Genomic DNA, 24,511 nt, shown 5'->3' on the forward strand with positions numbered 1-24,511 from the left:
CGGGCGACTACTTGCGAGGCTTCGTCGCGGGGACGGGGGCCTTGGCCGGCTCTTTTTGGGTCTCCTGGACCCCGCGCTTGGCGGCGGCGCCGGCGTTGACATCTTCGCGGTCGAAGCAGAGATCGCCGGTGTCCTTCTTGAGGATGTCGATCTGGTCCTTCGCGGCCTTCTGGTACTGCGGGCTGGCGCCGGACTTGGGGCGGAGCAGGGCCTCGAAGTAGGCGGTGGCGTTCTTGCACTGGCCGAGCTTGGCGAAGCCGAGGCCGGAGTAGTAGAGCGCGTCCTGGACGATCGGGTCCTCGCTGAAGTCCTGGATGATGCGGTAGAACTGGCCGAGAGCGCTCTTGTAGTCGCGTTCGCTGAAGAAGGTGAGGCCGACCTGGAAGTTGGCGGCCGGGAGCTTGGGGTCCCCCGGGTAGCGCGAGATGAAGGTGCGCCACAGCTGGCGCGACAGCTTGTAGTTCTTCTTCTGCAGCTGGCGCTCGGCCTCGGCCCACAGCTCGTCCTTGCCCTCGGGGATGTTGGTCGCCTCGTTGAGCTTCTCCTCGAGGGTGCGCAGGCGCTGGTCGACCTCGGTGCGGAGCTCCTGCTGGGCCTGCTGACCCGCGGTCGCGACCAACTCGGCGTTCTCGGCGGCGCCGCGCAGCTCGGCGGTCTCGCCCTCGACCTTGTCCATGCGCGCGCCGATGCCCGCCTGGCTGCCGCGCAGCAGGGTCTCGGCCTGGTCGAGCTTGGACTGCAGCTCGGCGAGCTTGCGGTCGGCCTCGGCGAGCTTCTCGTCGAGCTGGGCGCCGCGGTCGCCGGTGGCCTGGTCGAGGCGAGTGACGCGGGCGGCGAGCTCGTTGTGCTCGGCCTTCAGGGTGAGGCAGGCGGTGCTAGCGAGCGTGGCGAGCACGAGGACGGCCCCCCGGAGCGTGGTGCTCGGGAGGCCGGTTCGGGGACGCGGTGTCATCGTCATCGCGGTCGCCGTCGTGGTTGCCGCAGTCGGCGTCACTGCCACACGAACTGGACCCGGCGGTCCTTCTGCATGCTGGCGTCGTCGGAGCCGGTGGCCTCGAGGTCGCCCTTGGAGACGACGTTCATGCGGGTCGGGTCGACGCCGAGCTGCTGCAGGAACTCCTTGACGTTGTTGCCGCGCTTGTCGGTGAGCATGATGTTGTACTCCTCGGTGCCGCGGGAGTCGGCGTGGGCTTCGAGGATGACCTCGCGGGTGGCGTTGGACTTCATGCACTCGGCGAGGGCCTTGAGCTTGTCCTGGTCGGCGGGCTCGAGGTTGGGCGAGTCGAAGCCGAAGTACAGGGTCTCGGTCTCGGGGCAGGGGTTGGGGCCGCCGCCCTCGGAGACGCCGGAGAACACGCAGTTCCCGTTGTCGCAGATCTCGTCCATGTTCGGGCACTGGTCGTCGGTCTGGCACTGGGTGCCGGCCGGGCCTTCACCGGGGCTGAGGCAGCGGCCGGTGCCCATGTCGCAGGTGCCGGGCGAGCACTGCAGGCTGTCGTTGCAGGCCGCGCAGGAGCCGGCCACACAAACGGTGCCGCCGGTGCAGTCGAGGGTCTGGGTGCAGGGCTTGCCGATGTCGGCGCCGGGGGTGCCCCCGGCGGGGATGAGGGCGGGGTCCTGGCAGCGGAACTCGGCGCACTTCCAGTTGGCGCCGTTGGGGCCCTTGCCGTTGCAGTCGGTGTCGATCTTGCAGTTCTGACACTGACCGTCGACGCACTTCTCGTCGAGGTCGACGTTGCAGTGCTTGTCCTTCTTGCACGCGGGGTACTCGGGCTTTTTACACGCCGTGGTCGACAGGCCCAGGACAGCGACGCCGAGGGCGAGCAGATGTGGAGTCAGGCGGGACAGCATGGCGCGCATGTTAGGCGGCTCCGGGAGGGCGGGGAAGTTTTCCGACAGAACAGACCGACGGGAAAGCTCGGTTCGACAGAGCGACGGCTGCGTGCCGCTCGCGCTGCGGGCCCAGAGATAGCCTTGCCGGGCGCGCAGTGTCAACCACAGGGCCGATCTGGAGGGACGCAGCGGCGGGGCCGGGCGTGGGAGGCGTCGTGAGAGGCGCTGCGGGGTGATGCTGGCCTGGGCGCTGCGGCGCGGTGATCGGGGCGCCGTGGTCCGGGCCTCACGTGCGCCGAAGGCCTGCGCGGGGCCTGCGCAGGGGCCGCGGTGCCCGCGGCAGCGCGGGTGACCGCAGCGGTGGCGGTGGCGGTGGTGGCCGCGGTGGTGTCGGGGGCGTGGCGAGTCGCAGGGATCTGCGGCCTGCTTTTGCTTCTGCATGAGCTCTGGCATGGTTCGCCGCCATGGCGCCCGTCGACCAGAAGACGATGTTCGAGATCTACCGCGAGACGGACTATAATCGCGCCTTCCGCTACGTCTTCTTCACCGACCTCGACGAGCACAACCGCGGCAAAGAGATCGCCCGCGCCGCTGCCGGTGAGACCGTGTTCTCCGGGTTCATCGCGGACGACCGCAAGCTCGATGCGCGCGCCGAGGTCGAGGCGATCGTCGCGGAGCTCAACGCGCAGGACGAGGACTCCGCGGGCCTGCCCGACGACGAGATCCGCCGCCGCCTCGGCGCCTTCATGGTCGCCTGAAACGCATGCGCTCCGTCGTCGCCAGCGCCGCGTCCTTGGCCTCGTTGATGTTGGTCGGGACCGCGTGCGAGCCCGAGGCACCCGAACGGGCGCCGCCGGCTGCCCTCGTCGACGCCTTCGGGCTGGCGCCGGTCGCCAGCGATGAGCGGGTCACCACGCTCGCCTGGCAGCCGCCGAGCGGGTGCACGCAGGTGTTTCTCGTGCGCATCGACGAGGGCTATCCGCCCGGCCTCGAGGCCATGCTGCGCACCCAGGCCGAGCACAGTGACAGCTACCTGGCCGTGGCCGGGCCCGAGGACGGGGCTGAGGCCTGGCCCTCGGGACCTGTCCCGGAGGACAGGGTGTTCGTCGGTCGGAGCTTGTTCCGCGGGCCGAAGACGCAAGGTCGCCCGCTGCAGCGGGAGTTCGCGCTGTCGGCGGGGCTGGCGGGGCCGGCCTCGCCGGACGCGGCGTGCTTCGAGCGCACCTGGGATCCGGTGGAGGACGCGCTGGCGCTCGGCTGGCCGGCGCTGCCGGGGCGGATGGTGGCAGTTGGGGAGACCTGGCGGGGGGCGCGGGTCGAGGCGCGGTGCAACCGTTCGGCGTGCGTCGACCCGGAGACGCGGGGCGGAGGGCCCGAGAACCACATGCGGCCGTGCGCGACGATGTCGTGGCGCGAGCGCCTCGACGGGGTGTCACAGCTCGGCGACGACCGGGTCGCCGAGATCTCCAGCTTTTGGAGCGACGGGCAGCCGCTCTCGAAGGGCATCTGGAGCGAGCGCGTGGCCCTGGTGTCGCTCACGCAGGGCCGGCTGATCTACAGCGAGACGAGGATCCACCACGGGTACACGGGCATCGAGCGCGAGGTCCGGCTGGCGGCGATCGACGCCTGTCCGGGCGGGCTCGTGGCGGCGGGCTGGAGCCCCGAGGCGGCGACGCTGGCGGAGCGCGACGCGCTGCTCGCGGCGCTCGCGGGGCGGGACAAAACCACCGGACAGGGGCGTTAGGAGCCGATGGACAAGATCGTCATTCACGGGGGCCAGCGCTTGCGCGGAGAGATCCGCATCCTCGGGGCCAAGAACGCGGCCCTGCCGATCCAGTGCGCGGCGCTGCTGACCGCCGGCACCACGACCCTGCGCCACGTCCCGCGGCTCAGCGACGTGAAGACGATGAGCGAGCTGCTGGCCGGGCTCGGCTGCGTCGTCACCGGCGACCGCACGCTCGTCATCGACGCGGCGGGGGTCGGCGCCGGCCCGCTCGAGGCGCCCTACGAGCTGGTCAAGACGATGCGGGCCTCGGTCACGGTGATGGGCCCGCTGCTGGCCCGCTACGGCCGCTGTCGGGTGTCGCTGCCGGGCGGCTGCGCGATCGGTGCCCGGCCGATCGACCAGCACCTGCGCGGGCTCGAGGCGCTCGGGGCGAAGATCAAGCTGGCCCACGGCTACGTCGAGCTGAAGGCGAAGCGGCTGCGCGGGGCGAGCTTCACCTTCGATGTGATCACCGTCGGCGGCACGCAGAACGTGATGATGGCGGCGGCGCTGGCGAAGGGCACGACGCGGCTGGAGAACGTCGCCCGCGAGCCGGAGGTGCAGGAGCTGGCGCTGGTGCTCAACAAGATGGGCGCCAAGATCCACGGGGCCGGCACCTCGGCGATGGAGATCGAGGGCGTCGATGTGTTGCATGGCATCGACCACGCGATCCTCCCGGACCGGATCGAGGCGGGGACCTTCATGGTCGCGGCGGCGATCTGCGGCGGCGACGTGCTGCTCGAGCACGCGCCGGTCGACCACCTGCACGCGGTCATCGCCAAGCTCGAGGAGGCCGGGGCGCGCTGCATCGTCGAGCCGCGCGGGCTGCGGGTGCAGGGCCCGGAGGCGCTGCGACCGATCGACATCGTGACCCGGGCCCACCCGGGCTTCCCGACCGACATGCAGGCGCAGATGATGGTGCTCGCGACCTGCGCGCACGGTCAGAGCATCCTCACCGAGACGATCTTCGAGAACCGCTTCATGCACGTGCCGGAGCTGGTGCGCCTCGGGGCCGACATCCACGTCAACGGCAACGTGGCGATCATCAAGGGCCCGGCGAAGTACAGCGGCACGACGGTGATGGCCACCGACCTGCGGGCGAGCGCCAGCCTGGTGCTCGCGGGTCTGGTCGCCGAGGGCAAGACGGAGATCCGCCGCGTGTACCACCTCGACCGCGGCTACGAGACCATCGAGAAACGACTGCGCCAGGTCGGCGCGAAGATCCGCAGGTTCCATGGCGCCCCGAACTGACGGCCTCACCCTGGCGCTGCCGAAGGGGCGCATCCTGGCCCAGGCGATCCCGCTGCTGCAGCAGGCCGGGCTCGAGCTCTCGGCGCTCGCCGCGGGCGAGCTCGACCGCCGCCTGCTGCACGACCTCGCGGGCGGACTGCGCGTGCTTTTGGTCAAGCCGGTCGACGTGCCGACCTACGTCGAGCACGGGGTCGCCGACCTCGGCATCGCCGGCTACGACACGCTGTGCGAGGAAGCGCGCGACCTCTACGAGCCCGTGGATCTGGCGATCGGGGCCTGTCGGCTCGCCGTCGCCGAGCCGCTGGTTCGCCCGGTGACCCTGCGGCGAGGCATGGCGCTGCGGGTCGCGACCAAGTATCCGCGCCTCGCGCGGAGCCACTACCGCTCCCTCGGCATCCACCCGGAGATCATCCCGCTCGCCGGCTCGGTCGAGCTGGGACCGATCACGGGGCTCTCCGACCAGATCGTCGATCTAGTGGAGAGCGGCGAGACGCTCCGGCAAAATGAGCTCCGGGAGGTCGAGACCATTCTCCACGTGACCAGCAGGCTCATCGTCCACCCCGCGAGCCTCAAGCTCAAACAGGCCGCCGTCGCGCGCACGATCGCCGCGCTGCGAGCGGCCGTCGCGGCCCGGAATACTCTGGCACAGTCGACCCCAAGGACCGCATGAGCAAACACGACGACCCGGCCCTGGTCCGCGCGGCCCTCATCCAGCGCCTCAAGGTCCACACCCGCATCGCGCAGCAGGGCCTCGGCCCGACGCCCGACCAGCGCAAGCGCCTCGCCGCCTCCCTCCCCGACATCATCGCGTTCGGCGACCGCCGCTACGCCGGCGCCCACGTGGTCCTCGACTGGGACCACCGCCTGCCGAGCGAGGCGAGCCTGATCCGCCTCTACCTCAGTTACACCGACCGCGAGGCGGCCGACGTGGAGAACGCGCTCAAGGGCCGCGACCGCGAGATCGACGCCGGCAACCTGTACCCGGAGTTCGATGTGCCCGACTACGGGGAGATCGACGCCAGCGAGACCTACGTCGGCCTGGTCCGCCCGGGCGGCCACGAGGTCGAGGAGCTGCGCTTCTTCAGCGACTGGCGCAAGAGCGTGCAGCAGCCGGTGGTCCGCGACGTGCTCGCGGCGGTCCGCGGCCACGCGGGCTACGAGCGATCGATGCGGGAGCGCAGCCACGACAACCTCGGGCCGCCGGTCGTGATCGGCTGGACCCCGCCGTGCCTGGCGAACAGCAAGCACTGGGCGGTCGAGGTGTGGCTGCTGGTCGACTTCGACGGGCACATGGGGCGGGCGCACGTGTTCATGGTCGACAGCAAGCTGCGGACCGTGACCCGCGAGTTCTTCACCGAGGTCCAGATCGGGTAGCTCGCGGCGACCTGCTCCGCGGAGGTGGACCCGAGTGTTCGCCGTTATTTTGCGCGGGGGCGCGCGGGTTGCCAGCATCGCGGGGTGAACCACAAGTTCTGGTCGCGTGCGCTGCTGCTGTGGGTCCTCGTGCTGTTCTGCGTGCCGCTGACGCAGGTCTTCGCCCAGGCGGAGCCGCCCGGGGTGGAGGTCGTGGCAGAGGAGAAGGCGAAGGCGGAGGCCGAGCCGGAGAAGGAGGCCGAGGCGGAGCCGGAGAAGGAGATCACCGAGCACCAGACCGTGCACGTCGGGGCCTTCCTCAACGACATCCAGACGATCGACCTCAAGCTGCACAGCTATCTCGTCGACGTGTACATCTGGTTTCGCTGGAAAAATCCCGACATCGACCCGGCGAGCTCCTTCGAGTTCACCAACGCGAACGACAGCTGGGGTCACGTGCGCTCGGCGAACTGGGAGGCGCCCAAGCTGCTGCCGGACGGCAGCCTGTACCAGGTGGTGCACGTGCAGGGCCGCTTCTCGCGCAAGTTCCTGCTCTACAACTATCCCTTCGACCGCCAGACGATCGAGGTCTCGTTCGAGGACTCGGTGTGGCCGAGCAAGCAGCTCGGCTACGTGGAGGACGCGGAGGGCTTCACGGTCAACCCGGCGATGGTGCTGCCGGGCTACCGCAGCGAGGCGGCGAGCCTCGAGATCCGCGACTTCCAGTATCCGACCAAGTTCGGCGACACGCGGGCGCTGGAGCCCGAGAGCTACTCGCGGGTGACGCTGCGCCTGCCGATCCACCGGCCGCGCGGGACCTACGCGATCAAGCTGCTGCTGCCGGTGCTGTGCGTGATCGCCTGCGCGTCGCTGATGTTCGTGCTCAAGCCGACCTACGTCGACGCCCGCCTGTCGATCGGGATCACGGCGCTGCTGACGATCGTGGCCCTGCAGATCACGCTGAACGCGGACATGCCGGATGTCGACTACCTGGTGCTGATGGACAAGATCTATGTGGGCGCGTACCTGTTCGTGATCGCGGGGCTCGCGGTGGTGGTGCGCACGGCCAGGATGGTCGAGTCGGACCAGCTGGAGGCGGCGATCCGGGTGCATCGACGGGCGATGGTCGGGCTGCTGTCGCTGTTCTTGCTCGGGACGCTGGCGCTGGTGGTGATCGCGCTGAGTCGCGGCTAGACGGCCCAAATGCAGTGGCCGCGCTGGAACACCTGGGAGATCAGGGGCGAGCCGGCGTGGTAGACGAGGTCCCGGTAATCGGGGGTGGCGAGGACCAGCAGGTCGGCGCTCATGCCTGGCTCGATGCGGCCGACCTCGTGGTTGAGGTCGAGGCTGCAGGCGGCGTTGTGGGTGACGGCGCAGAGCGCCTCGGCGGGCGACAGCTTGCAGCCGTAGCAGGCGAGGGCGAGGACCATGGCCAGGCTCTCGAGGGCGCAGCTGCCGGGGTTGCAGTCGGTGGCGACGGCGATTGGCACGCCGGCGCGGACGAGGGCGCGGCCGTCGGCGTAGGGTTTGCCGAGGACCAGCGAGGTCCCGGGTAGCAGGGTGGCGACCACGCCGGCCGCGCGCAATGCCTCGCGTTCGGTGTCGTCGAGGTGGAGCAGGTGGTCGGCAGAGCGGGCGCGGAGTTCGGCGGCCAGGCGGGCGCCGCCGGTGTGGCCGAACTCGTTGGCGTGGAGGCGCAGCTGCATGCCGAGGGCGCGGGCGGCGAGGCAGACCTCGCGGGCCTCGTCGATGCTGAAGGCGCCGCGGTCGCAGAACACGTCGCAGGCGTCGGCGAGGCCCGCGGCGGCGACGGAGGGGAGGATCTCGCTGCAGATGCGACGGATGAACTCGGCGCGGCCGTCCGCGTGCTCGCGCAGCTCGGCGGGGAGGGCGTGGGCGGCGAGGCAGGTGGTGCGGACGCGGGCACCTGTCTCTTGGGCCAGGCGCCGGGCGACCCGCAGCTGGCGCAGCTCGGTGGCGAGGTCGAGGCCGTAGCCGCTCTTGATCTCGAAGCTGGTGGTGCCGCTGCGGCGCATGCGTTCGAGGCGGGCGCGGCTCTCGGCGAGCAGGGTGTCGTCGTCGGTCGCGCGGGTCTGGCGGACGCTCGCGAGGATGCCGCCGCCGGTGGCGAAGATCTGCTCGTAGTCGGCGCCGGCGAGGCGCAGCTCGAGCTCGTCCTTGCGGTCGCCGGCCCACACGAGGTGGGTGTGGCTGTCGATGAGGGCGGGCATCACGACGCGGCCGCGGCAGTCGATCTCGGCGGCGCCGGGGGTGGCTGGTCGCTCGCGCTCGGGGCCGACCCAGGCGACGCGGTCGTCGCGGAGGATGACGCTGTGGCCGCGGCGCAGGCCGAGTTCGCGCTGGGCCGGGCCGGCGCGCGGGCTGTCCTTGGGGCCATCCGCGAGGGTGAGCAGCTGGGCGGCCTCGACGAGGACGGTGACGCTCACGCGTCCTCCAGCATGGTGCGGCCGGGGATGCGGACGTCGTGTTCGCGGGCGAAGGCGAGGGCCTCGTCGTAGCCGGCGTCGACGTGGCGGACGACGCCCATGCCGGGGTCGGTGACGAGGACGCGGGCGAGGCGGCGGGCGGCGCCGTCGGAGCCGTCGGCGACGACGACCATGCCGGCGTGGAGGGAGTAGCCGATGCCGACGCCGCCGCCGTGGTGGACGGAGACCCAGGAGGCGCCGGCGGCGGTGTTGAGGAGGGCGTTGAGCACCGGCCAGTCGCCGATCGCGTCGGAGCCGTCCTTCATCGCCTCGGTCTCGCGGTTGGGCGAGGCGACGCTGCCGCAGTCGAGGTGGTCGCGGCCGATGACGATCGGCGCCTTGACCTTGCCGCTGCGGACCAGCTCGTTGAAGAGCAGGCCGGCGCGCTCGCGTTCGCCGTAGCCGAGCCAGCAGATCCGACAGGGGAGGCCCTGGAACTGGATCTGCTGCTGGGCGAGGCCGATCCAGCGGCGCAGGGCGGCCTTCTCGGGGAACAGCTCGAGGATGGCGCGGTCCGTCGTGTAGATGTCCTGCGGGTCGCCCGAGAGCGCGGCCCAGCGGAACGGGCCCTGACCCGAGCAGAACAGCGGGCGGATGTAGAGCGGGATGAAGCCCTGGATCGCGAAGGCATCGTCGACGCCGGCCTTCACGGCCTGGGCGCGGATGTTGTTGCCGTAGTCGAAGGCGACGGCGCCGCGGTCCTGCATCGCCCGCATGGCGGCGACGTGCTTGCCCATGGCGGCGACGCTGCGGGTGACGTACTCGGCCGGGTCGCGGTGGCGCAGGTCGGCGGCGTCGGCGAGGGAGAGGCCGTCGGGGATGTAGCCGTGGAGCTCGTCGTGGGCGGAGGTCTGGTCGGTGACGACGTCGGGGATGATGCCGCGGCGGACCAGCTCGGGGAGGACCTCGGCGCAGTTGCCGAGGAGGCCGACGCTGAGGGCCTCGCGCTTGCTGCGGGCGGCGTCCAGGAGGGTGAGGGCCTCGTCCAGGTCGTCGCTGCGGCGCATGAGGTAGCCGGAGGCGATGCGTCGCTCGATGCGCTGGGGGTCGACCTCGACGCAGAGGATCGCGGCGCCGTTCATGGTCGCGGCGAGGGGCTGGGCGCCGCCCATGCCGCCGAGGCCGCCGGTGACGATGAGGCGGCCGCGGAGGTCGCCGCCGAAGTGCTCGCGGGCGCAGGCGGCGAAGGTCTCGTAGGTGCCCTGGACGATGCCCTGGGTGCCGATGTAGATCCACGAGCCTGCGGTCATCTGGCCGAACATGGTGAGGCCGAGGGCCTCGAGGCGCTGGTGCTCGGCGAGGGTGGCCCACTTGGGGACCAGCAGGCTGTTGGCGAGGAGCACGCGGGGGGCGTCCTCGTGGGTCTTGAAGATGCCCTGGGCGCGGCCGCTCTGGACGATGAGGGTCTCGTCGTCGCCGAGCTCGCGCAGGCTGGCGACGATGCGGTGGTAGTCGGGCCAGGAGCGGGCGGCCTTGCCGGTGCCGCCGTAGACGACGAGGTGCTGCGGGTCCTCGGCGACCTCGGGGTCGAGGTTGTTCATCAGCATGCGCAGGGCGGCCTCCTGCTGCCAGCCCTTGCAGGACAGGGCGGTGCCTCGCGGGGCGCGGATCGTCGGGGCGGGGGCGTGCATCGGCGGCGAGGGTATCACTTCGTCACGGGCTCAGCGGACCCACACGATCGGGTCCTTGAGCACGTTCCAGCCGACGCAGCCGATGTGGATCGACGGGAAGTTAGCGACCGTGGCGACGCCGATCAGGCTCGCGGTGGGGAGGGCGACGGGGGTCAGCGCGGCGTTGAAGGACTGGCCGCCGTTGTAGTGCGGGTTGCCGTTGGAGCGCGGGGGCAGGTTCTCGGCCTGGACGAGCACGAGCTGCTGGTACACATGGCAGCCGCCGGGGTTGTTCCAGGGGACGCCGTTCCAGGTCCAGCCGGTGTCGGTGGGGGCGGGGCCGCCGGCCTGATAGTTGGTGTTGGCGAGGCCGTTGTAGGCGAGCACCTCGTAGGTGGGGTTCTGCTTCTCGGCGAGGATCCAGAAGCGGGCGGCCTCGGACAGGGCGACCTGGGTGTGCGGGAGGCTGTAGTTGAGGCGCGCGAGGTCGGTGAGGTGGACCAGCGAGGTCCAGCCGCCGCCGTCGACGGTCATGTCGCAGTAGACGTCGAAGGCGTCGCCGCCCTTGGGGTCGATGGTGTAGACGCCGTCCTTGGCCTCGGGCTTGGCGTCCTTGATCTGCTTGCAGCGGGTCGGGAGGGTGCACTTGCCGGCGTCGCAGGCGGCGGTCTCACAGTCGGTGTCGAGGTTGCAGCCCTGGCCGAGCTTGCAGTCGGCGCAGCTCGGGCCGCCGCAGTCGAGGTCGGTCTCGGCGCCGCTCTGGATGCCGTCGTCGCAGGCGGGCGGCTTGCACAAGCTGGTGCACGCGTCGCTGTCGTCGGCGTTGCCGTCGTCGCAGGTCTCGACGCCCTGGTGGAGCTCGCCGTCGCCGCAGCTGGCGAGCACGCAGGTGGTCAGGCAGTCGTCGCCGTTGTCCTTGTTGGCGTCGTCGCAGGTCTCGCCCTGGTTCATCTGCAGCTTGCCGTCGCCGCAGCTCTGCGGGGCGCAGTCGTTGCCGCAGGCGTCGTCGTCGATGTTGTTGCCGTCGTCGCAGGCCTCGCCGGGGCCGACGAAGCCGTCGCCGCAGGCGGCGGGGAGGCAGCCGGCGACGCAGAGGTCGTCGTCTTGCTGGTTGCCGTCGTCGCACAGCTCGACGCCGGCCTGGACGAGGCCGTCGCCGCAGCTCGCGGTCTTGCAGGCGAGGGTGCAGGCGGCGTCGTCGGCGTTGGCGGGGCCGGCGTCGCAGGCCTCGCCGGGGTCGAGTACGCCGTCGCCGCACACCGGTTCGGGCGGCGGCTCGTCGCCGGTCGAGCCGCTGGTGCCGGAGACCTCGACGGTGTCGCTGCTGGGGTCGGTGGCGGTGGCGGAGGAGCCGAAGTCCTTGAAGCCGGTGGTGGAGGTGATCGAGACGCCGCCGGTCGGGGCGTCGGCGGTGGTCGAGAGCTCGAGGCCGGTGGTGCTGCCTGGCAGGTTGGGGTCGAAGGTGGAGCCGCCGCTCTGGGAGTCGGTGGTGCTCTCGGTCAGGCCGGGGTCGGCGCTGCTGCAGGCGGTGAGGGCGAGGAGCGCGAGGCAACCAGAACACAGGCGAGGCGAGGTCATGCTGATCAGCGTAAACGGGCCTGCCGGCCGCTGTGGGCCGCTGTGGGCCGCTGCGGGCCGTAATCGGCGGGAGGGCGTGACCTTTAGGGGACGGCGTCGGCGGGCAGCAGGCCGACACCGCGCAGCAGGCGGCAGACGGCGAGCAGGGGCAGGCCGATGATGCCCGTGAAGTCGGCGCCGTCGATGCGCGCGAACAGGCTGATGCCCGCGTCCTCGATGCGAAAGCTGCCGGCGCAGTCGAGCGGGCGATGGCGCGTCACGTAGGCCTCGGCCTCGGCGCGGCCGAAGGCGCGGAGCGTGAGCAGCTGGCGGTCGATCGCCTCGTGCGCCGCGCCGGTCTCGGCGTTGAGCAGCACGACCCCGGTCACCAGCTCGAGCACGCGGCCCGACATGCGCATGAGTTGATCGACGGCGCGTTCGGGCGTGCCGGGCTTGTGCAGCAGCTCACCCGGGGGCAGCAGCGCGAGCTGGTCGGCGGCCAGCAGCCAGGCGCGCGGGTGGGCGGCGCGGAGGCTTTGCGCCTTGCCGTGGGCGAGGTGGAGGGCGAAGCGATCGACGCCGAGTTGCGGGAGGAGGTGGTCCTCGGCGCGCTCGTCGAAGTCAGGGGCGGCGCCGAGGAAGTCGAGGTCGAGCTGCGCGAGCAGCTTGTGGCGATACGGTGAGGTCGAGGCGAGCACCAGCGTTCGGGGCATCGTGCGAGCGTAGGACAGCTCGGCCGCGGTCTGCATCGAGCTGATTCAGGGTGAGAAGAACGGTGTCGTACCGCTTGACCAGTGGAGGCCTACGCGCTCATCATGCGCTTGACATCGCACATCTATTCTGCATGTGCTGAAACCTCTTGCCTAGCGACCTGGAGCACCGCCCCGTGCCCGATCGAGTTCCTGACTGGACCTTCCTGACCAACCACGCCCATGTGCTGTTCTGCCTCACCAAAGATCCGGAGATCCGTCTGCGTGATGTCGCGGACAGCGTGGGGATCACGGAACGCGCCGTGCAACGCATCGTGACCGAGCTCGAGACAGCCGGCTTTATCACCCGCCGACGCAACGGCCGGCGCAATTCGTACGTGGTGCACCGCAACCATCCGCTGCGCCACCCGATCGAGAGCCACCGCAGCGTCGCAGATCTGCTGCAGCTCATCCTGCACCAGGGGGAGAGCCTGCCGACCGACGCGGACCTGCTCGGGGACGCGTCGGGCGAGCCTGGCGAGTAGCATTCACCGCCGCTTTGCGGCGAACTTACACCCGCGTCACGGAGGTCGCGGCCTCGTCAGCGTCGGAGTCGACGCGCCACGGAGCCACCATGTCGATCGCCTCACGCAGCCTCGCCCTCCTGACCTGCAGCCTGCTCGCCGCCTGCGCGCGTGAGCCCGGGCGCGGCCGGGCGCAGCGGGGCGTCGATGCGGCCGAGGTCGCCGCGCCCGGGGCTGCGACGGGGCCCGCGATGGGGCCCGTGGTGGCGATCCAGGCCGCGTCGCTGCGGCCGATCGCGCCGGCGGCCGAGCTCGAGCTGCTGACGCCGGAGGCCCACCTGCAGCGGGTCGCGCTGGCGCTGCGCGGGGCCCGGCCAACGCCGGCCGAGCTGGCGCTGGTCCGCGCCGACGCGAACGCGATCGCGGGCATCGTCGACGCCTACCTGGCGGCGCCCGAGTTCGGGGCGCTGGTCCGCGACGTGTGGAACGAGGCGCTGCTGCTGCGCGTCGACGTGAACCGCTACGTGCTGCCGGCGGTGGGTCCGCTGGCGGATCGCGGGAGCGACGCCGAGTACCTGCGCGAGGTCCCGGAGGAGCCGCTGCGGCTGATCGAGTACGTCGCGGTCAACGACCGGCCCTTCAGCGAGATCGTCACCGCCGAGTACGCGATCGCCAGCGAGCTGGCGATCGCGGTGTGGGGCGCGACGCCGCTGGCGGCCGACCCCGGCGCGCGGCTGCCTGCGGGCTGGAAGAAGGTCGCGTGGGACTCGGGGCAGCCGATGGCGGGCATCCTCTCGAGCGGCGCGCTGTGGCTGCGCCACCCGTCCAACGGCACCAACCACCACCGGGCTCAGGCCGATCTGGTCGCCGAGTCGCTGCTGTGCAGCGGCTTCCTCGCGCGGGACGTGCCGCTGTTCAACAACATCGACCTGTCCGACGAGGAGGTCGTGAAGCGGGCGCTGACCACCGACCCGGGCTGCGTGAGCTGCCATCAGACGCTCGACCCGATCGCCAGCCACTTCTTCGGCTTCCCGAAGATCGGCGCCAACAACGTGCGCAAGGCGTACGAGCGCGGGGGCGAGTGTGCCAACCCGGAGCGCGGGTTCTGTTATCCGCTGAGCGAGTACCGCGAGAAGCAGGCCGGGCTGTGGCGCAAGCGGACCGGGCGGGCGCCCAACTTCTTCGGCCTGCCGAGCCAGGACCTGCGCACGCTGGCGGCCCAGATCGCCGAGGACCCGCGCTTCTCGATGTGCGCGGCGCGGCGCTTCTACGGCTATCTCATGCAGGTCGACCCGGACGACCTGCCCGACGCGAGCGCGGCGGCGCTGCAGGACGCGTTCATCGCCGGCGGCTTGCAAGTGAAGCCGCTGATCAAGGCGATCGTGCTGTCGGACGACTTCCGGGCGGTGGCGGCCCGCCCGGGCTCGGCGGCGGCGGGGCTGGTCGGGCGCAAGACGACCCGGCCGGAGCAGCTGGAGCGACTGATCGCCGACCTGACGGGGTTCACCTGGCGGGCCACCCCGGGCGGCGGGAAGAATGCGGCCAAGAAGGGCGGCGACTTCGGCGAGGTGTCGCTGCTCGGGACCGACCGCATCGGCTATCGGGCGATGGCCGGCGGGGTCGAGGGCTTCCAGGTGACCGAGCCCAGCTTCTCGTACAACCCGACGCGGATGCTCGTGCTGCAGACGCTGGCGGCCGAGGCGGCGGCGTATGTGGTCGAGCAGGACTTCGCGCTGGCGCGGCCGCAGCGGCGCCTGTTGCAGCAGATCGACGAGGCCGACGCGGCGGCGCCGGCCGTGCGGGCCCAGATCGTGGCGTTGTACGGGCGCGTGCTCGGCGAGGCGGTGACGCCGGAGTCGGCCGAGGTCGACGCGGCGTATGGATTGTTCACCCGCGGCCTCGCGGGTGGATCTCGGCGCGCGTGGTCGCTGGTGATCGCGGCGCTGCTGCAGGACCCGCAGGTCGCGTACCACTGAGGGGAGGGCGGAGCTCATGACCATGCAACGACGAAACTTCTTGGCGGCGGCGGCGGGGCTCGGCTTGCTGGCTGTCCCGAGGGACAGCCGGGCGGACGCCTCGCAGCAGCGCTTCCTGCTGATCGTGTTCGCCCAGGGCGGCTGGGACGTGACCCACGCGCTCGACCCCAAGCGGGCGCCGAGCTGCGACGTGCCGGCGGGCAGCGTGACCAGCTACGCGAACGGGATCAAGGTGTTGACCGACCCGTCGCGGCCGAGCGTGGGGGGCTTCTTCGCGGCGAATGCATCGCGCTGCGCGGTGGTCAACGGGCTGTGGATCGGGTCGGTGGCGCACGGCTCGGCCCGCATCCGCGTGCTCACGGGGACCCGCAGCGCGCGCAACCCGGACGTTGCGGCGATCTTCGCGGCCGCCGCGGCGGAGCAGCAGCCGAGGCTGGCCCTGCCGTACGTCGACCTCGGCGGCGGCGCGTACGCGGGGCCGCTGGCGAGTGTGATGGGTCGGGTCGGCAGCACCAACCAGCTGGTGACGCTGATCGACCGCAGCAAGGCGTTTCGCGGCTCTGGCGGGGGCTTCGTGCCCGACGACGGCGAGCAGTCGCTGCTGTCGGAGTTCGCCACCCGGCGCGCCGGGGCGGCCGCGCGGGCGCCCGGCGGGGCGGCGGTGGCGAGCTACGCGAGCAGCCTGGGGCGCGCGGCGATGCTGCGCCGTGACCCGCAGATGCGCGGGATGAGCGTGGGCAGGGCGACCACGCTGGCGCAGCAGGGGGCGCTCGCGGTCGAGCTGTTCCGCGGCGGGGTGGCCTGCGCGGCCTTCCTCGACACGCGCCTCGACTGGGACACGCACGACGACATCGCCGACCAGGCGACCTCGCACGAGCAGCTGTTTTCGGAGCTGACGCAGATCGCCAGCAAGCTGGCGGCGGCGGGGCTGCTGGAGCGGACCACGGTGGCGGTGCTGTCGGAGTTTAGCCGCACGCCGAAGCTCAACGACCAGCCGCAGCCGGGCAAGAATCACTGGCCGGTGACGAGCGCCCTGCTGTTCGGCGGCGGGGTCCGGTCGGGCAGCTACGGGGCGACGGACGAGGGGCTCGGGGCCCTGCGCGTGCGCATGGACGACGGGACCCCTGCCGACACCGGGAGATTGTTGCAGTTCGATAACTTCGCCGCGGGCCTGCTCGAATTCATGGGCGTGTCCTCGAAGCGGTGGATCACCAACGCGGAGCCGTTCCATGGGCCCTTTGTCTAAGCTGATGCGGCTGGCGCCGTGGCTGTTGATCCTGGGTTGCGACGCGGTGGCGACGCGGGCCGCGGCGCCGACGGCCGTGCTCGCGGCGGCGCCCGTGGCGGACACGAAGGCGGCGCGTCGCGCCGAGCGGCAGGCCGAGAAGGCGAAGGCGAAGCAGGCCAAGCAGGGCGAGCCGGCGAAGCCCGAGAAGGCGGCGAAGGCCGAACCGGCGAAGGCTGGGCAGGGGGTCCAGCAAGCTCCGCCGGTGAAGTCCGCGAAGCCAGTGAAGCCGACCGCGAGCGGGGCGCCGCTGCCGGCGTGCCCGCAGGACAACGCGCTGAGCTATCGCAGCTTCGGCGCCGGCTTCTTGCGCACGTGGTGCACCGGCTGTCACAGCAGCACGCTGGCGGCGGCGGATCGCCAGGACGCGCCCGACGACGTCAACTTCGATCGGCCGGACCTCTACAAGCTGCAGGAGCGGCTGGTGTATGAGCGGGCGGTGCTGGAGGGGCACAAGTTCGCGGCAGATCCCGCGTCGGCCTCGCCGATGCCGCCGGCGGGGCTGGTGCCTGCGGCCGATCTGCGGCGGCTCGGGCAGTGGATCGCGTGCGGTTCGCCGGGCGCGTAGGTCGATGCGCCACGCCGATCTCGGCGGGGTCTTGGCGGGCGTAGGTCGGCGCGCTACGAGGAGCTCGGCGGGGTCTCGCCGAGCACGCGCGCGAGGTACTGGCCGGTCGCGCTGGCCCCGACGCGGGCGACCTGCGTCGGGGTGCCGCTGGCGATCAGCTCGCCGCCGCGGGTGCCGCCCTCGGGGCCGATGTCGATGACGTGGTCGGCGCACTTGATGACATCGAGGTTGTGCTCGATCACCACCACCGTGTTGCCCTCGTCGACCAGGCGGTCGAGCACCTTGAGCAGCAGGCGGATGTCGCCGAAGTGGAGGCCGGTGGTCGGCTCGTCGAGGATGAACAGGGTCTTGCCGGTGCTCTTCTTGGCCAGCTCGCGCGCCAGCTTGATCCGCTGGGCCTCGCCGCCGGACAGCGAGAGCGCGCTCTGGCCGAGGGTGACGTAGCCGAGGCCGACGTCGCGCAGGGTCTCGAGCTTCTGGCGCAGCGCCGGGTAGTTGGCGAAGAACTCGCAGGCGTCGCTGACCGCGAGGTCGAGCACGTCGGCGATGCTCTTGCCGCGGTAGGTGACGGCCAGGGTCTCGCGGTTGTAGCGGCGGCCGTTGCAGGCGCGGCAGGTGACGAACACGTCGGCGAGGAAGTGCATCTCGATGCGGCGCACGCCGTCGCCCTGGCACGACTCGCAGCGGCCGCCCTTGACGTTGAAGGAGAAGCGGGCGGGGGTGTAGCCGCGGACCTTGGACTCGGAGAGGTTGGAGAACAGGGTGCGCAGCTCGGCGAACAGGCCGGTGTAGGTGGCGGGGTTGGAGCGGGGTGAGCGGCCGATCGGTGACTGGTCGACGTGGATGACCTTGTCGAGGTGCTCGAGGCCGGAGACGCCGTGGTGGGGGAGGCCGAAGCCGCTGCCGCCGTTGAGCCGGCGGACGGCCTCGGGGAGCAGGGTGTCGATGATGAGCGAGGACTTGCCGGAGCCGCTGACGCCGGTGACGCAGGTGAACGCGCCGAGCGGGATCTTGACGGTGATGTCCTTGAGGTTGTGGCCGGTGGCGCGGGAGATCACGAGGGCTGGGCCGAGCGAGCGGCGGTACCTCTCCGGCAGCGGGATGCTCATGCGGCCGGTGAGGTAGGCGGCGGTCAGCGAGCGGCGGTTCTGCAGCACCTCGGCGAGCGGTCCGGCGGCGACCACGCGCCCGCCCTGGACGCCGGCGCCGGGGCCCATGTCGACGATGTAGTCGGCGGCGCGGATGGTGTCCTCGTCGTGCTCGACCACCAGCACGGTGTTGCCGAGGTCGCGCAGGCGCACGAGCGCGGCGATCAGGCGGTCGTTGTCCCGCTGGTGGAGGCCGATGCTCGGCTCGTCGAGGATGTAGGTGACGCCGACCAGGGCGGCGCCGACCTGGGTGGCGAGGCGGATGCGCTGGGCCTCGCCGCCGGAGAGGGTCATGGTGGTGCGGTCCAGGGTGAGGTAGCCGAGGCCGACCTCGAGCATGAAGCGGAGGCGCTGGCGGGCCTGGCCGAGGATCGCCTCGGCGACCTCGTTGCGCTCGGCGCCCAGCTCGAGGCGGGCGAGGAAGGGGAGCAGCTGCTCGATCGGCCAGGCCGAGATCTCGCTGATGTTGTGGCCCTCGATCTTGACCATGCGCGCCTCCTGGCGCAGCCGCAGGCCGGCGCAGGCCGGGCACACGACCTCGCTCATCAGCGCCTCGACCTCGTCGAGCGCGCCGCCCTCGTCGTCGACCTCGCTGGCGCTGGTCTCGGCCTCCCGCAGGCGCCGCTCGAGCGAGGGGATCACGCCCTCGAAGGCGATCGGCTTCTTGCCGAGGCCGGGGATGGCCTCGTCGCCGCTGCCCTGGAGGAGCACGACCTTGACCTCCTCCGGGAGCTTGATCCACGGGGCGAAGAGGTCGAACTTGTAGTGCTCCGCGAGCGCCTGCAGGGCCTGGGTGTGGACCCGACCGCCGCGCCGCGTCCACACGTGCAGCGCGCCCTCCTTGAGGCTCAGGTGCTCGTTCGGGACGATGCGCCGCGGGTCGAAGATCCGGCGCGAGCCGAGGCCGTCGCACTCGGGGCAGGCGCCGTCGGGGCTGTTGAAGGAGAACAGGCTCGGCGTGATCTCCGGGTAGGCGAGGCCGTGGTCGAGGTCGGCGTACTGCTCGCTGAACAGCAGCTCCTGGCCGTCGAGCGTGAGCACCTTGATGAGCCCGCCGGTGAGGCGGAGCGCGACCTCGAAGGAGTCGGCGAGGCGGCCGCGCACGCCGTCCTTCAGGACCAGGCGGTCGACGTAGACCTCGATGCTGTGGCGCTTGTCGGCGGCGAGCGTGATGTTCTCGCCGAGGTCGCGGACCTCGTCGTCGACGGCGACGCGGGCGAAGCCCTGACGGCGCAGGTCGGCGAGCAGCTCCTGGTGGTCGCCGATCTGGCCGCGCACGACCGGGGCGATGACGCTGAAGCGGGTGCCGGGCGCGAGCGCGAGGGTGGCGGCGAGCATGTCCTCGACGCTGTGTCGGCGCATCGGTTTGCCGGTCTTCCAGCTGAAGACCTCGCCGACGCGGGCGTAGAGCAGGCGCAGGAAGTCGTGGACCTCGGTCGAGGTGCCGACCGTGGATCGCGGGTTGCGGCCGCCGGGGCTCTGTTCGATCGCGATCGCGGGCGAGAGGCCCTCGATGAGGTCGGCGTCGGGCTTGGGCAGCTGGGCCAGGAACTGCCGCGCCGAGGCGCTGAGGCTCTCGACGTAGCGCCGCTGGCCCTCGGCGAAGATCGTGTGGAAGGCGAGGCTGCTCTTGCCCGAGCCCGAGGGGCCGGTGATCACCACCAGCTTGCCGCGCGGCAGGTCGAGGTCGATGCTCTGCAGGTTGTGGGTCCGCGCGCCGCGGATGCGGATGCAGGCCGGGGCCGGGGCCGACTCCACCGCGGGCGGCGATGCTGCTGCGGGCTCCCCTCGCGTGGTGGCGGGCTTGGCGGGGGCCGACTCCACCGCGGGCGGCGATGCTGCTGCGGGCTCCCCTCGCGTGGTGGCGGGCTTGGCGGGGGCCTTGCTCATCGCGTGGCTCCGCGCGCGAGGGCCACCGCGGCGAACATGCTCGAGGGGTCGGCGACGCCGCGGCCGGCGATGTCACGGGCGGTGCCGTGGTCGGGCGAGGTGCGGATAAAGGGCAGCCCGAGGGTCATGTTGACGCCGTCGCGCATGTGCAACAGCTTGAAGGGCGCGAGGCCCTGGTCGTGATACATGGCGACGAGGCCGTCGAGGGCGCCGTCGGCGTGGGCGGGGAAGGCGGTGTCGGCGGGCAGGGGGCCGCGGAAGCTGACTGGTTCGTCGTTGGCGGCGGCCCACTCGCGCAGGGCCGCGATCGCGGGGCCGACGATGGTCTGCTCCTCGTCGCCGAGCATGCCGCGTTCGCCGGCGTGCGGGTTGAGGCCGAGCACGCCGATGACCGGTCGCGCGGATGAATCGCGGGTGAAGTGCTCGCGCAGGGCGCGGGCGAGGAGGCGACCGGCGCGGACGATGCTGGCGACGTCGAGGCGCAGCGGGACCTCACGCAGCGGCAGGTGGATCGTGGCGAGGACGACGCGCAGGCGCGGGCCGACCATCAACATAGCGAAGTCGTCGACGCCAGCGCGCGCCGCCAGATACTCGGTGTGCCCGGGGAAGGGAAAGCCCTCGGCGCGGCACGCGGCCTTGTCGATCGGCGCGGTGACGAGGGCGCGACCGCGGGGATCTTCCAGCACGAGGTCGACGCCGCGGACCAGGGCGGACACCTGCCCGGCCGATCGTGGCGCCTGGTCGATTAATGGTTCGAGCGCAGCGAGCCCGTGTGCGGCCCATTCGCCGCCGGGACGCGCCGCGAGCTGGTCGGCGAGGGCGCGAAGCGGCGTCAGGTCGGCGATCACGCGATCGCCCGCACGCAGCAGATCGGCCGCGCCGAGGCGCAGCAGCAGCTCCGGGCCGATGCCCGCAGGGTCGCCTTGTGTGACCACGAGGGCCGGCACGGCGTGGAGCTCGGAGGGCGGCGCGGCGGCCGATATGCCTGGCTCGGACGACATTGGGCGATCGCCGGTTGGCGTCAAGGGCCGGGCATCCTAACATGCTTCGCCGGCCACGAGGGCCGCGACGAACCATGACCTCCTCGATCCTTGTCGCGAGCTTCGCTGTCGTCGCCGCTCTCCTCGCGTCAGCGCCTGCTGCGGCTTCGGCTGCGGCTTCGGCCGCGGCACCTGCACCTGCAGCGGCAGCGGCAGCGGCAGCGGCAGCGGCAGCGGCACCGGCCACGACAGTTGGCACAGCAACTGTTTCGGATCCCGAGACGTCGGCCGGCGCTGCGCTGGGCACACCGACGGGCACACCGACGATCGCGCCGAAGAAGGGCCCGCGTGCGCCCGAGGAGCCGCCCGTGGCGAGCGCTGGCAAGTCGACGCGCGCCGTGCCGCTCGAGCTGCGACCCGCCGCGCCGGAGGCTGACCTCGGGCTGTGGGCCGACGACGCCTCGCGACTGCCCCGCATCGAGCCGTCCGCGGTGGTGCGCGGCCGGGGCCCGCGGTCGCTGCCGCTGGTCGGCTGGAGCGGCGCGCTGGCCGAGCCGAGCTTCGTCGACCACCACCACCGCGTGCCCTACGTCGACCGCCCGCCGAGCTTCGGCCACACGCTCAAGCCAGGCGAGCACTTCAAGTACGACGTCTACTTCGGCGGGAATCCGACGGGCATCGCCGAGGCGGCGGTCGTGGCTCGCGAGGCCGGGCCGCTCGGCACGCCGGACCGCATCCGCCTCGAGGGCTCGGCGCGCACGAGCGGCGTGGCGGCGCTGCTGACGACGATCGTGTACGACATGGCCGCGTACCTCGACGCCGAGACCGGCGCGCCGCTGCAGACCGGCGCGATCACCAAGCGCGAGGGCCTGGCCAGCAGTTACAAGCGTCGCGAGACGACGGCGACCTTCTTCGGTCGCGGCTTCGTGGAGCTCGAGGACGACAAGGACGGCAAGAAGACGAGCGCGCGCAAGCGCCTGCCGATCGACACCTTCGACCCGCTATCGGTGATGGCGTGGGTCCGCTCGCTCGATCTCGCGGCTGGCGAGAAGGCCAAGGCTTATGGTCTCGACGGCGGCACATTGCTGCGGGTCGACATCGTCTCGCGGGGACCGACGCGCACCTCCGACCTGCCGCCACTGGCTGCGGCGCTTGGGATCTCGCAGGACCAGGTCGTCGCGTACGACGGCAGCATCACCCGCGTCGACCGCTTCGGGGCCGCAATCCCCGGAAAAAAGGTGTACAAGATGCGCGTCTGGGTGAGCAACGAGGGGCGACGGATCCCGCTCATGATCGAGAGCGACCTGTGGCTCGGTGTCGTGCGTTTGATCTTGACCCAGTACGACCCTCCGCACGAGTCCAGCGGAGCGCGTATACCAGCCCCCACACGCGGTTAGCTGGTCTCACAGCCTGGTTTGCTCCGCTGTGCTTCGGGGCTCGATGATCCTGTTACACTCCACGACCCGCCTCTCCTCATGACCGCGCAACGCTACCGACCACTGTACAAGCTCGACGCGGGCGGCATGGCCGAGGTCTATGTCGCCGAGGCCGAGTCGATGGCGGGCTTCAAGAAGAAGGTCGCGATCAAGCGGATCCTTCCCGGGCTGATCAAGGACCAGCGCTTCGTCCGGATGTTCCTGGACGAGGCCCGCCTCAGCCTGCGCCTCAATCACGCCAACATCGTCTCGGTCTTCGACATCGGTGAGAGCGAGAACACCTACTTCATCGTCATGGACTTCGTCCATGGCACCAACTTGAAGTCGCTGCTCGAGTACCAGGCCAAGAAGGGCGGGACGATGCCGGTGGCGATGGTGGTGTGGATCTTGAACGAGATCCTCAAGGGCCTCGCCTACGCGCACAAGCTCACCGACTCCGAGACCGGCCGCCCGATCGGCATCGTCCACCGCGACATCTCGCCGCCGAACATCCTGGTCTCGTGGAACGGCGAGGTGAAGCTGACCGACTTCGGCCTGGCCAAGGCGACCACGCAGCTGGAGTCGACCGACCCCGGCGTGGTCAAGGGCAAGTACAGCTACCTCTCGCCGGAGGCCGCCCGTGGCGAGGAGATCGACCACCGCGCCGACGTGTTCTCGGTCGGCATCCTCGCCTTCGAGATGCTGACGGGGCGCCGCCTGTTCCGCGGCAAGAACGACTACCAGACCATCGCCCTCGTCCGCGCCTGCGACGTGCCGAGCGTCCGCTCGTACAACCCCGACGTCCCGGCCGAGCTCGAGGCAGTGCTGGCGAAGGCGCTGTCGAAGGACATCAAGGACCGCTACGACGACGCCGACGACTTCTCGGACGCGCTGCTGCAGTTCCTGTTCTCGAACCGGCTCAAGATCGGTGCCCGCGACGTCATCGACTACTGTCGCCCGATCCGCGAGGACCTCGACGCCGACAAGCGGGCCCAGGAGAAGAAGGCCCAGGAGGAGCGCTCCCCCGGCGGCAACAACCTCATCATCAACCTCATCAACGAGGAGATGCTGCACTTCCGGTCGCTCGGCGACGGCGAGAAGCCGGCCCAGGAGGGCCTCGCCTCCGAGCCGCTGGTGGCGGTGTCGGTCGACCGCAACAATTCGTCGGGCGCGAGCAACCCGAACAAGTCGGGCGCGAGCAAGCCGGGCTCGAGCGGGCGCGGCAACGTGGGCAGTCTGGGCAGTCTGGGCGGGAGCATGAGCGACAACGACCCGTCGCGGCCGCTCGACGTCGACGTGTTCACGCCGGTGCCGGGCAAGGTGCCGATGACGCCGAACAAGCTGGCGCTGTCGCCGACGCCGGTGGAGCCGCTGTCGAAGCTGAGCGACGAGCTGACGCCGGCGCCGGTGAGTGAGAAGTCGGCGAAGGGTTCCGAGAAGGGGCCCGCGAAGGGGAGCAAGGCGGACAAGCCGGCCGAGCCGATGCGGACGATCCCGCCGGACCCGCGGACGGCCCGGCCGCCGCAGCCGACCAGCAAGGAGGGCAGCTCGGCGTGGATCATCGTGCTCGGGCTGCTGCTGCTGGGCGGCGGTGTGGTCGCCTTCCTCGTGTTCGGGATGTGATGCTGCAGGGCTTTCGCGGCAAGCACCCGCGGGTCGACCCGAGCGCCTATGTGCACCCGACGGCGACGCTGATCGGCGACGTGGAGATCGGGCCGCGCGCGAGCATCTGGCCCGGGGTGGTGCTGCGCGGCGACGACGGGCCGATCGTGATCGGCGCCGACACTTCGGTGCAGGACGGCACGGTGATCCACATGACGGAGGGCCTGTCGCACACGCGGGTCGGCGCGCGGGTGACGATCGGCCACCGGGTGATCCTTCACGGCTGCACGGTCGGCGACGACTGTCTGATCGGCATGGGCGCCTGCGTGCTCGACAACGCGGTGGTCGAGCCGTGGGCCTTCGTGGCCGCGGGGACGCTGGTCGCGCCCAACAAGGTCGTGCCGACGGGGCAGATGATGATGGGCAACCCCGGCAAGCTGGCGCGCCCGCTGACCGCGGTCGACCGCGACTGGATCACGCACAGCTGGCGCGCCTACGTGAAGCGCTCGCGCGAGTACATGGCCGGGTCCTGAGCGGGCAGCGCGTCGTCAGCCCGGGCCCCTCAAGCGGGGCTGGTGA

21 protein-coding genes are annotated in these 24,511 nt (G+C 71.4%); 13 read left to right on the forward strand and 8 right to left on the reverse strand.

All coding sequences use genetic code 11. The features are described from left to right. Positions 1-7: 7 nt before the first annotated feature. Together IPJ59_RS09535 and IPJ59_RS09540 are read right to left on the reverse strand one after the other, a co-directional pair. Positions 8-958, reverse strand: coding sequence for a tetratricopeptide repeat protein (locus tag IPJ59_RS09535; RefSeq protein WP_293270965.1), 951 nt, complete (start codon positions 956-958; stop codon positions 8-10). 32 nt (positions 959-990) lie between these two features. Then, on the reverse strand, positions 991-1,851 hold the full coding sequence (locus IPJ59_RS09540) for an OmpA family protein (RefSeq protein WP_293259881.1): 861 nt from the start codon (positions 1,849-1,851) through the stop codon (positions 991-993). Between the two features lie 446 nt (positions 1,852-2,297). Between IPJ59_RS09540 and IPJ59_RS09545 the strand changes: the two genes are divergently transcribed. The 6 genes from IPJ59_RS09545 to IPJ59_RS09570 all read left to right on the forward strand — a co-directional run bounded on the left by IPJ59_RS09545 (position 2,298) and on the right by IPJ59_RS09570 (position 7,396). Beyond that, complete coding sequence (locus tag IPJ59_RS09545; protein WP_293259884.1) at positions 2,298-2,591, forward strand: hypothetical protein; 294 nt, start codon at positions 2,298-2,300, stop codon at positions 2,589-2,591. Between the two features lie 5 nt (positions 2,592-2,596). Beyond that, positions 2,597-3,577: a hypothetical protein gene (locus IPJ59_RS09550; RefSeq protein WP_293270967.1), complete on the forward strand. Its 981-nt coding sequence runs from the start codon at positions 2,597-2,599 to the stop codon at positions 3,575-3,577. Between the two features lie 6 nt (positions 3,578-3,583). Then, positions 3,584-4,849, forward strand: coding sequence for a UDP-N-acetylglucosamine 1-carboxyvinyltransferase (gene murA, locus IPJ59_RS09555; RefSeq protein WP_293259890.1), 1,266 nt, complete (start codon positions 3,584-3,586; stop codon positions 4,847-4,849). Beyond that, positions 4,833-5,519: an ATP phosphoribosyltransferase gene (gene hisG / locus IPJ59_RS09560; protein ID WP_293259893.1), complete on the forward strand. Its 687-nt coding sequence runs from the start codon at positions 4,833-4,835 to the stop codon at positions 5,517-5,519. Before murA ends, hisG begins: the two co-directional genes overlap by 17 nt. Beyond that, positions 5,516-6,223 (forward strand): hypothetical protein, encoded by a 708-nt coding sequence (locus tag IPJ59_RS09565; protein WP_293259896.1) that lies wholly within the window; start codon positions 5,516-5,518, stop codon positions 6,221-6,223. Before hisG ends, IPJ59_RS09565 begins: the two co-directional genes overlap by 4 nt. A gap of 84 nt (positions 6,224-6,307) precedes the next feature. Further along, positions 6,308-7,396, forward strand: a complete 1,089-nt coding sequence (locus tag IPJ59_RS09570; RefSeq protein ID WP_293270969.1) for a ligand-gated ion channel — start codon at positions 6,308-6,310, stop codon at positions 7,394-7,396. Here IPJ59_RS09570 and hutI read toward each other — a convergent pair. The 4 genes from hutI to IPJ59_RS09590 all read right to left on the reverse strand — a co-directional run bounded on the left by hutI (position 7,393) and on the right by IPJ59_RS09590 (position 12,568). Then, positions 7,393-8,649 (reverse strand): imidazolonepropionase, encoded by a 1,257-nt coding sequence (hutI, locus tag IPJ59_RS09575; protein WP_293270971.1) that lies wholly within the window; start codon positions 8,647-8,649, stop codon positions 7,393-7,395. The two genes, IPJ59_RS09570 and hutI, sit on opposite strands and share 4 nt — an antisense overlap. Continuing rightward, positions 8,646-10,319 carry a urocanate hydratase gene (gene hutU, locus IPJ59_RS09580; protein ID WP_293270973.1) on the reverse strand — a complete coding sequence of 558 codons (1,674 nt, stop codon included), beginning with the start codon at positions 10,317-10,319 and terminating at the stop codon, positions 8,646-8,648. Before hutU ends, hutI begins: the two co-directional genes overlap by 4 nt. A gap of 30 nt (positions 10,320-10,349) precedes the next feature. Next, the gene (locus IPJ59_RS09585; RefSeq protein ID WP_293270975.1) at positions 10,350-11,876 is read right to left on the reverse strand and encodes a fibrinogen-like YCDxxxxGGGW domain-containing protein; all 1,527 of its coding nucleotides are present in this window, start codon (positions 11,874-11,876) and stop codon (positions 10,350-10,352) included. Positions 11,877-11,959: 83 nt separating this feature from the next. Next, on the reverse strand, positions 11,960-12,568 hold the full coding sequence (locus tag IPJ59_RS09590; RefSeq protein ID WP_293259911.1) for a Maf family protein: 609 nt from the start codon (positions 12,566-12,568) through the stop codon (positions 11,960-11,962). Between the two features lie 146 nt (positions 12,569-12,714). On the opposite strand from IPJ59_RS09590, the gene IPJ59_RS09595 reads away from it, so the two are divergent. The 4 genes from IPJ59_RS09595 (at position 12,715) to IPJ59_RS09610 (ending at position 16,897) form a co-directional block, all read left to right on the forward strand. Next, complete coding sequence (locus tag IPJ59_RS09595; protein ID WP_293259914.1) at positions 12,715-13,089, forward strand: helix-turn-helix transcriptional regulator; 375 nt, start codon at positions 12,715-12,717, stop codon at positions 13,087-13,089. 89 nt (positions 13,090-13,178) lie between these two features. Continuing rightward, on the forward strand, positions 13,179-15,044 hold the full coding sequence (locus IPJ59_RS09600) for a DUF1588 domain-containing protein (RefSeq protein WP_293270977.1): 1,866 nt from the start codon (positions 13,179-13,181) through the stop codon (positions 15,042-15,044). 22 nt (positions 15,045-15,066) lie between these two features. Continuing rightward, a complete protein-coding gene (locus IPJ59_RS09605; RefSeq protein ID WP_293270979.1) occupies positions 15,067-16,290 on the forward strand; it encodes a DUF1501 domain-containing protein in 1,224 nt (407 codons plus the stop codon). Next, positions 16,274-16,897 carry a hypothetical protein gene (locus IPJ59_RS09610; RefSeq protein ID WP_293259923.1) on the forward strand — a complete coding sequence of 208 codons (624 nt, stop codon included), beginning with the start codon at positions 16,274-16,276 and terminating at the stop codon, positions 16,895-16,897. Before IPJ59_RS09605 ends, IPJ59_RS09610 begins: the two co-directional genes overlap by 17 nt. A 53-nt stretch (positions 16,898-16,950) precedes the next feature. On the opposite strand, the gene uvrA is transcribed toward IPJ59_RS09610, so the two are convergent. Continuing rightward, positions 16,951-19,935, reverse strand: a complete 2,985-nt coding sequence (uvrA, locus tag IPJ59_RS09615) for an excinuclease ABC subunit UvrA (protein ID WP_293270980.1) — start codon at positions 19,933-19,935, stop codon at positions 16,951-16,953. Further along, the gene (gene pdxA / locus IPJ59_RS09620) at positions 19,932-20,936 is read right to left on the reverse strand and encodes a 4-hydroxythreonine-4-phosphate dehydrogenase PdxA (protein WP_293259929.1); all 1,005 of its coding nucleotides are present in this window, start codon (positions 20,934-20,936) and stop codon (positions 19,932-19,934) included. The genes uvrA and pdxA overlap by 4 nt, the downstream gene beginning before the upstream one ends. Positions 20,937-21,283: 347 nt before the next feature. Here pdxA and IPJ59_RS09625 point away from each other — a divergent pair, with 347 nt between their 5' ends. From IPJ59_RS09625 to IPJ59_RS09635, 3 genes are all read left to right on the forward strand, one after another. Then, a complete protein-coding gene (locus tag IPJ59_RS09625; RefSeq protein ID WP_293259932.1) occupies positions 21,284-22,312 on the forward strand; it encodes a DUF3108 domain-containing protein in 1,029 nt (342 codons plus the stop codon). 78 nt (positions 22,313-22,390) lie between these two features. Beyond that, entirely contained in the window at positions 22,391-23,953 is a 1,563-nt protein-coding gene (locus tag IPJ59_RS09630) for a serine/threonine protein kinase (RefSeq protein WP_293259935.1), read from the forward strand. Then, positions 23,953-24,465, forward strand: a complete 513-nt coding sequence (locus tag IPJ59_RS09635; RefSeq protein ID WP_293259938.1) for a gamma carbonic anhydrase family protein — start codon at positions 23,953-23,955, stop codon at positions 24,463-24,465. The genes IPJ59_RS09630 and IPJ59_RS09635 overlap by 1 nt, the downstream gene beginning before the upstream one ends. Positions 24,466-24,511: the final 46 nt, after the last annotated feature.

Source organism: Nannocystis sp. (assembly GCF_016714285.1).
Lineage (GTDB): Bacteria > Myxococcota_A > Polyangia > Nannocystales > Nannocystaceae > Nannocystis.